Origin of the sequence: Xanthomonas vasicola (genome assembly GCF_000772705.2) — a bacterium.
Taxonomy (GTDB): domain Bacteria; phylum Pseudomonadota; class Gammaproteobacteria; order Xanthomonadales; family Xanthomonadaceae; genus Xanthomonas; species Xanthomonas vasicola.
In genome coordinates this window covers 71531-78700 of sequence record NZ_JSBW02000062.1, presented here as the reverse complement: position 1 = coordinate 78700, position 7170 = coordinate 71531, and the positions used below count along the sequence as shown (strand labels likewise).

Below are 7170 nucleotides of genomic sequence, written 5' to 3'. Positions count from 1 at the left end.
CTGTTCCGTCGCTTGAAGGGCTACCGCCGGATTTTCACGCGCTTTGAGAAGCTGGACGTCATGTTCCTTGGATTCCTCAGCTTTGTGCTCACCGTTGATGGGCTTCGGATGTGTTAACAGGCCCTAAAAAGCCTCACCACCCTTCGGCGGAGAGGCTACCGTAGATACCTACGAATAGCAGCGACTATTTCTTGCATGTAACAGAGTGCTCGTACGAGCTAGTTACCTGATCAGCATCGGTCAACGTCGACCTAAGCTTTACAGACAACGTTGTTGTACTACCTGCCGCGCAAGTAAAGTCCATAGTAAGACCACTCGTATCAGTGATGCTCTTTGTGTAGGGGTTACACGTACCGCCGCACGACAACACCTCCGACTTATAAACCACTGGAAAGCGCGGCGACCCCTGAATAGCGATTGGAGTTTTTTGAACTCCGCTACCATACGTGAATGTCACATTCGGGATCGATTTTATTTTAAATGGCTCACAAGTAATTCCATCCCGATCTAGCCTATAGCCCTTCTCCACACCCTTCATCGCTGCGGTTATGAACGCGGGATCCTGTAGCGCAGCGGCATCAGCGGCGTTTGAGTGGAATCCAGTTTCGATAACAACCTTTTTTATATCAGGAAAACCAGCATTTTCACCATACAAATTACTTTCACGCGGAGTGTCGTCGACGTGATAATCCGCATAAGCTGGAAGGGCATGAATTTGCTCCTTCATTCCACAAAGAATGCTTTGACCAAGAGCATAATCAGTAGGACGCCCATTCAACACAAGGACCCAGGTCCCCCGCGCATTCGGATTAGTTGCACTAGCATTAGTGTGGAGACTTATCAACGCATCTGCACCAACTTCATTCGCATATCGCGTACGTGAATTTATATCCTTTAAATATTCCCGCTGATTACTTGTGGGCTGAGACGTAACACCCCATATATCTGTGCGTCCCGGATATTGCCGCTCCAAAGTATACCTAGCAGCCATTTCCCACCACGGCCTTTTCGTAGTGCCATTAATGGTATTACTCCTAGTTCTCGGCTCAAAGATATCATCACCGCTCCGAACACCAATCAAGGATGCAAGCTCATAGCCGTGAGAAGGAGTAAGCAAATCCTCAATAATCCCGTTAGATATCTCTGGGCGCTGATACTCCCAAGATTTTAAACCATAATGATAGTACAACCCGTGAGATGCAGAAATAACAACTTTCTTGGGCTCAACTATGCTTGTTTTCTTACTTTTTTTTTGGCTTTAGCGTAGGGTCTTCAGGCTCCCACTCTTCAAACGAACGACCCTCCACGGTGAACTCGACAGGGGTGTTTCTAAAGTCAGCAGATAAAGTTGGATCGATCACTTCGATGTATAAGGATTTCAACTGATCACGCCGATCCTCTTCAATGCGACCTGGCACTCGGGGAAGAAATCCCCTACTGAGATCTACCACGAGTGCGCCCTTTGAGGTGACACTCACGCTATTAACCAAGATATGTGCATCTTGATCTGGAAGACGCCCCATTTGACCATCAATATATTTCTGCAACTCAACCTTGAGAGAGCGAGAAATTGCCGATTTGGTTTGTTGATCGACTGACGCCAATTGAAACCTTGCATCCTTGTCTTGAGCTATTGACGGCATGGCGGACCCGATAGTAAGCGCCAATAGCAGCCCCGCAGCGATGGCTGCCCGTGAGACCATGTGATTCCTTTCCAAACATCCATATCTGTTAATCATTCCAGCTCCTCGATAAGCAGTCGCTGCCAGTTCGTACACTGACCGATCGACTAATGGCCCCCTGCACACTATCAATATCACAAGTGTAAAAAATATTTGTGAATACAGATCTCAAAAATTCATATCAAACCCTTTGCAAAAAGGCAACAGGCACTTCTCTGAATTTCTTGTAAGAGAAATCCTCATCAGCGACAGATAGGAGTCAAAGCATCAGCGTGCCCCTGTGAAAAGATCGCCGCTGTCGTGCCATGACTTGATGACTAATTCACTGGCTTGGTGTGCCCGACTTTGCCCATTCCCTATCGAGTATCGAAGCTGTAACGGAATACTGTTAAAGGACGAGAAAAGGTCCCGAATGTCCTGGTGGTCGTTCAATGACACCACGACCTTGCCCTTGCATGACCGCATGATCTCGGCCATCCGTTCGTACTCCGAAAATGGGAACTCAACACCATAGCCTTCGGTCTGCCAATACGGGGGATCAAGGTAAAACAGTGTCTCAGGGCGATCGTAGCGCGCGATGCATTCGTACCAGGGCAGTCGTTCGATGACGACATTGGCGAGGCGCAGATGCACAGCACTCAGCTCTTCCTCTATACGCAGTAGGTTCAGTCGCGGCCCTGCACCGCTCGCCACGACACCAAATGTCTGACCCTCTACCTTCCCGCCGAAGGCTAGCTTCTGCAAGTAGTAAAACCGGGCAGCCCGCTGGATGTCCGTCAGGGTCTCAGGGCGCTCCATCTGCGCCCACTCAAACATCTCACGCGACACAAGCGACCACCGAAACATGCGCACGAACTCGTCAAGATGGTGCCGCACACAGCGGTACAGACAGACGAGGTCGCTGTTGATGTCATTGAGGGCCTCTAGGGAAGGTCTGAACAACGAGGCCTGAGAGTGCGGGATGTCGCGTCGTTCCGAAGAGTGGCGTTTGGATCTTCGGAATTTCGCCATTTCTGGCGCTTTCCGCGGGAATTCCCCGGTTTACAGGCGCACGCTCCCCATAGCCGGCAGTAACTGCTTTCGCTTCATCCACAGATTGGAGAGCGCAAACAAGGTGTGGTGTACTTGGCCAGGCCGCGATAGCGGACCGTGGTGTAACCGAACTGGCGCTTGATCACCCGGAAGGGATGCTCCACCTTCGCGCGCACGCTGGCCTTGAAGTGTTCCCAACGTTGTTCCCGGGCACGCTCGCGCTTGCTTCCGATGCCTTGGATCGTCGAGGGCTGGCGGCGATGAAGAATGCTGCTTCGCAGTCCTGCAGCTCTTCGCGTTTGTCTGCACCGGTGTCGCCGCTGTCGCCGAACACGCTGTCTTCTTTGCCATGCAGCAACGTGTGCATCACCGTGACGTCGGCGACATTGGCCGCTGTGCAACGGACGTGATGCACCAACCCGGAAAACTCATCCACGCCGATGTGCGCCTTCATCCCGAAATACCACTGATTGCCCTTCTTGGTCTGATGCCTCTCAGGGTCGCGCGCGTGATCGGCATTCTTGGTCGAGCTGGGTGCAGCGATCAACGTCGCATCGACGATCGTGCCTGACCGCAGGCTCTGGCCTTTGCGCGCCAGATGCGCGTTGACGGCTTCCAGCATCCGCGCGGCAAGGCCATGAGTCTCCAGCAGACGCCGAAAGTTGAGAATCGTGGTCTCGTCGGGAATGTCGTCCAACCCGCCGAGCTGGGCAAATCGCCGTAAGGTCGGAATCTCGTGCAGCGCTTCTTCCATCGCCGGATCGCTCAACGCATACCACTGCTGCAGCAGATGAATCCGCAACATCGTCGCCAGTGCGTACGGCTGCCGCCCTGGCCGCCCCCGACACCGGATAGTGCGGCGCGATCAGCCCGAGCAGTTGCTGCCACGGAACGACCTGCACCATCTCGGCCAGGAAGATCTCCCGCCGGGTCTGCTTGCGCTTGCCCAGGCCCTCAGCATCACCGAACGTCAGTTGCATGGATGAATCCTCAACATGAGGCGGGTAGTGTCGCGTATCTGTGGTGCGTTGATCAGACCTTCCTTAGACGAGTGCATTCGCGGAGAGCACGAGTCCCACGCCTTTGAAATTTGGGCCAAGAGATTGTCCTCTGCGACTTCTGTGATGCAGACTTTGGGTCGTACTTTCCGGACTACTGGGGCCTGCCGGAGGGGCCAGTGCCAGATTACCCGCTACATCTTGTTCGCAAGGTTGATAGCCCCGGCGTCGGGCGGGATCTATACTGCGCCAACTGCAATCACCGCCTGGAGCTTCTACTGTTCCGGTCGCGTGTGGCGGCGCAGAATGCGGCCTAACAACTCATTCAAGCCAAGCCCGTCTCGCGGCCAGGCGACAATGTAATTCAAGCGCTAGCGCGCTTTTCAGGAATCGGTGCATGGATCAGTCACAAGCAGACGCAATCGCGCAGGCCATACTTCAGCCGGATCTGGAAGCGCGAGAAAAGATTCGTCGTAGGCGTGCCGCGAAAGATCGGGCCGTGGCGGACCGTCGGATGGTTGCCTGGTTCTCGCTTTCAGGCTTCGTCATGGGTGCCGTTGTGGCGCTTCTTGCTGGGTATCGCTTCACAGATGGAATCATTTGGGGTGGCATCGCTGGCGGCCCCGCTGGCTGGGCTGCACTCAGGCTGCGTCGTCGCCGGCTGTCGCCCTAACAACTCATGTATGGACTCCCATTGCAATAGCACACAGCGTGATCGTTGATGGGCGAAGCGGATCGGTTGCAGTCGTGTACGGCCTTGGGTTGAGCATTGAGTGCTCGGGCCATCATGAAATCCGCGGATCGGGGCCTATCGTTCAAGCGGCGTCGTGCGCCGGAATTGTTATCGGCCTTGTCCGACCCGGGGGCCGAACCCCTCGTCATGACGTTGATCGTGCTGCACTGCTGACGGTGACGCGTTGAAACGGGTTGAGGCAGGTTGCTGATCACATGGGCTGACGCTCCCCATGTGGCTTGTCGCTCACATGGCGCGCATCGAAGGCCGCGCCATGGTGATCAAGCGCCCACAGCCTGCGGGCGAGCTTGTTGGCCACGCCGACTGCGGCCTTGTTGTGGCCCTGGCGCTGCTGCAATTGCAGCGCCCAGGCCTGTAGAGGATCCAGTGGATGGCCGGCGCGTTGCCGCATCAGTGGCGAGTGCGCCGTGGATCAGCAGCGTGCGCACGTAGGGATCCCCGCGTTTGGTGATTGCGCGATCGCAACAGCCGTAGCATGCATGTCTTGGGCTCCTCTCGTGATCCCGTGACTGAAACCTACAAGCTTCAGTGTGGCCCACGAGGCCGTGTGGCGACGCGGGAGGAGTCCATCTCATCATTCAAGCCGATGCCACCTTGCGGCACGGCTTAATTCGGGCGTTAGTCATGTGCTTACTACGCTCGGCGAGGTGTGGCGCATGGCCGAGGACTGGCGCCACCGATCTGATGCAAGGCATTCGCTGAGCCTGCAGGGTCAGCGCCCGGGTTGCACAGCTTGGCAATCGCGGCACTATTCCGCAGCGACGAGCTGCGTGATGAAGTCGACCGAATAGTCATCATTGATGACTGCACCAAGGGGGGTCTCCTTTATCCGTTTTTCGCATGTCTCATCAAACTCTACTGGCACCTGTTGGCTGTCAAACAGCGTACGCAACGCGCTGGCTGTCGCTATTGAGGACTCGCTATCGCTCAATCCGCCGTGCATTGCAACGCGCAGTGCCAACCCATCCTCCCGGGTCTCATCGATATAGCGCTGGATGGCTTTCATCACTTCGCCAGGCGCAAGCGCCTGCCTGGAGAACGGATAGACATGAAACACGCGCACCTTCGCCCCCGGCATCGTACGCTTAGTCCTTGGATAGATGCGTTCAGCCGCAAATGCAACCGCAATGCAAGCGTCCATACCGTCCGTGATGACCGGGGTGTTAGGCAAGCTGGTGCCAGTGCTGTACAGATGCGTGGTATGCGCATCATTGGTCACGTTGTAGTTGAAACCAGCCACCTTGACAGTGGTGAAATGATCGATTGCGAACGCTCTATCTTGTCCCGCAGTGGCGCTTTCAACATTAATAGGAGGGAAGGCCGACTGGCTGCGGTCCTTGATCGGATTGTGCGGATGTGATCTTGCCGCTTGATATACAGTAACAGGCATCATGACAAGCATGTCACCGTCTTGTGCAAGGCGATGATGCGAAAGCTTGATTGGACGACCGCTTAATCCCGTCAATGGACCGCTATCGACAGGCGTATCGACAGGTGTGAAGTGCTGCTCAGAGAAAGTCGGCTCCGGCTCAAGGCGCTGGGGCAGATTGTTGGGTTGGCTGTAAGTGCGGCCATCAGCAGCGGAGATTGGTGAAAAACAGTTACCCATGTGAGTCATTCATTGCCTAGTCAAGACAGAAAATGCTAATGCAATGCCTGAATAAACGTATGAGACGGCGGAAGCTTCGTAATGCATCGCGAACGGTCTTGAATCGCCCATTCTTTTGTAGACACCTCGTAGCCATTCGCCCTGGTTAGTCGTCAGCGACGTTCCCCAAGGTTGAGTATTGCCTCACCTTGGAGTCCGATTTCCTATGCCGAGGAGATCGGACGTGAAGAAAAGCTATGAGCCTGCAGAGACCGGAATCAACCTGATTCATCTCGCGCTTGATGTGGAAACTGCAGCTGAATTCGCGAAGCTCAAGGACTCACGGTCAACGCTCGTGAAACGCTTTTCCACTTAGAAAATGCGCACCATCAGACAGATCTTCTGATGTCCGTCATAGATATTTCCGCTTCGAGAGCGAATACCGATGGATCACGTCTAGGCAATACGCCACCCTGCCACCGGCAAATCTTCGAAGCGGCATACCAGCAGTAGCCGCGTCTCAGCTTGGGGGATGCGATTGGTGGTTTGAAGAAGTACGTTGCATGTCACTGGTTTGGACATCGGCACTTGAAGGCTGCCAGTTCATGCATGTGCCAGACGATGCTCGACAGGATCAGCGCCTCGTTCACGTCGCAGCACGCAGCGCTGCGCCTATGCCATGGCTTCGTCGGGATCCAACGCCACTGCCGCCTGCTGCGCGCGATCGAATCGCTCGCGAGCGGCGCGGATGCTGCCGTGGTGTTCGCCCGCCCAGTTGAGCAACTGCGAAACCGGGCCGAGCAGTGCGATGCCCAGCTTGGACAGCGCATATTCCACGCTCGGCGGTTTGGTGGCGTAGACCTTGCGGGTGATCATGCCGTTGCGCTCGAGGTTGCGCAGGGTCTGGGTGAGCATGCGCTTGGAGATGTCCGGCACGGCACGCTGGATGGCACTGAAGCGGGATGGGCCGGGGACCAGCGTCAGCAGGATCAGCAGGGTCCACTTGTCGCCGATCTGGTCGAGCACATCGCGTACCGGGCACTTGGTGGCGTCGAAGGGTCCTTCCAGGGACGGCGGTGGCGGGAATAAGGCAATCGCATTCACAGGGGTATCTCA

Annotated in this window: 7 protein-coding genes and 3 pseudogenes; 3 read left to right on the top strand and 7 right to left on the bottom strand. The window is 55.4% G+C overall.

The genetic code is table 11. The features are described from left to right. Positions 1-117: pseudogene (locus NX05_RS23930) on the top strand (IS5-like element ISCARN85 family transposase); the annotation flags it as partial. 67 nt (positions 118-184) lie between these two features. Here NX05_RS23930 and NX05_RS23030 read toward each other — a convergent pair. The 4 genes and pseudogenes from NX05_RS23030 to NX05_RS17375 all read right to left on the bottom strand — a co-directional run bounded on the left by NX05_RS23030 (position 185) and on the right by NX05_RS17375 (position 3694). Continuing rightward, positions 185-991, bottom strand: a complete 807-nt coding sequence (locus NX05_RS23030) for an N-acetylmuramoyl-L-alanine amidase family protein (protein WP_080764475.1) — start codon at positions 989-991, stop codon at positions 185-187. Between the two features lie 250 nt (positions 992-1241). Further along, complete coding sequence (locus tag NX05_RS17385; protein WP_134810990.1) at positions 1242-1739, bottom strand: hypothetical protein; 498 nt, start codon at positions 1737-1739, stop codon at positions 1242-1244. A 210-nt stretch (positions 1740-1949) separates the two neighbouring features. Further along, a complete protein-coding gene (locus tag NX05_RS17380; protein ID WP_053012871.1) occupies positions 1950-2693 on the bottom strand; it encodes a DNA adenine methylase in 744 nt (247 codons plus the stop codon). Between the two features lie 30 nt (positions 2694-2723). Beyond that, positions 2724-3694: pseudogene (locus NX05_RS17375) on the bottom strand (IS5 family transposase). A 415-nt stretch (positions 3695-4109) separates the two neighbouring features. Here NX05_RS17375 and NX05_RS17370 point away from each other — a divergent pair. After that, positions 4110-4385 (top strand): hypothetical protein, encoded by a 276-nt coding sequence (locus tag NX05_RS17370; RefSeq protein ID WP_039436567.1) that lies wholly within the window; start codon positions 4110-4112, stop codon positions 4383-4385. A gap of 271 nt (positions 4386-4656) precedes the next feature. On the opposite strand, the pseudogene NX05_RS17365 reads toward NX05_RS17370, so the two are convergent. Then, a pseudogene (locus NX05_RS17365) lies at positions 4657-4918 on the bottom strand (IS110 family transposase); the annotation flags it as partial. Positions 4919-5214: 296 nt separating this feature from the next. After that, a complete protein-coding gene (gene xopAF, locus NX05_RS17360) occupies positions 5215-6075 on the bottom strand; it encodes a XopAF/AvrXv3 family type III secretion system effector (protein ID WP_230597672.1) in 861 nt (286 codons plus the stop codon). A gap of 300 nt (positions 6076-6375) precedes the next feature. On the opposite strand from xopAF, the gene NX05_RS25395 reads away from it, so the two are divergent. Then, entirely contained in the window at positions 6376-6567 is a 192-nt protein-coding gene (locus tag NX05_RS25395; RefSeq protein WP_113622297.1) for a DUF4431 domain-containing protein, read from the top strand. 159 nt (positions 6568-6726) lie between these two features. On the opposite strand, the gene NX05_RS17355 is transcribed toward NX05_RS25395, so the two are convergent. Next, the gene (locus NX05_RS17355) at positions 6727-7158 is read right to left on the bottom strand and encodes a winged helix-turn-helix transcriptional regulator (protein ID WP_010377247.1); all 432 of its coding nucleotides are present in this window, start codon (positions 7156-7158) and stop codon (positions 6727-6729) included. Positions 7159-7170 lie beyond the last annotated feature (12 nt).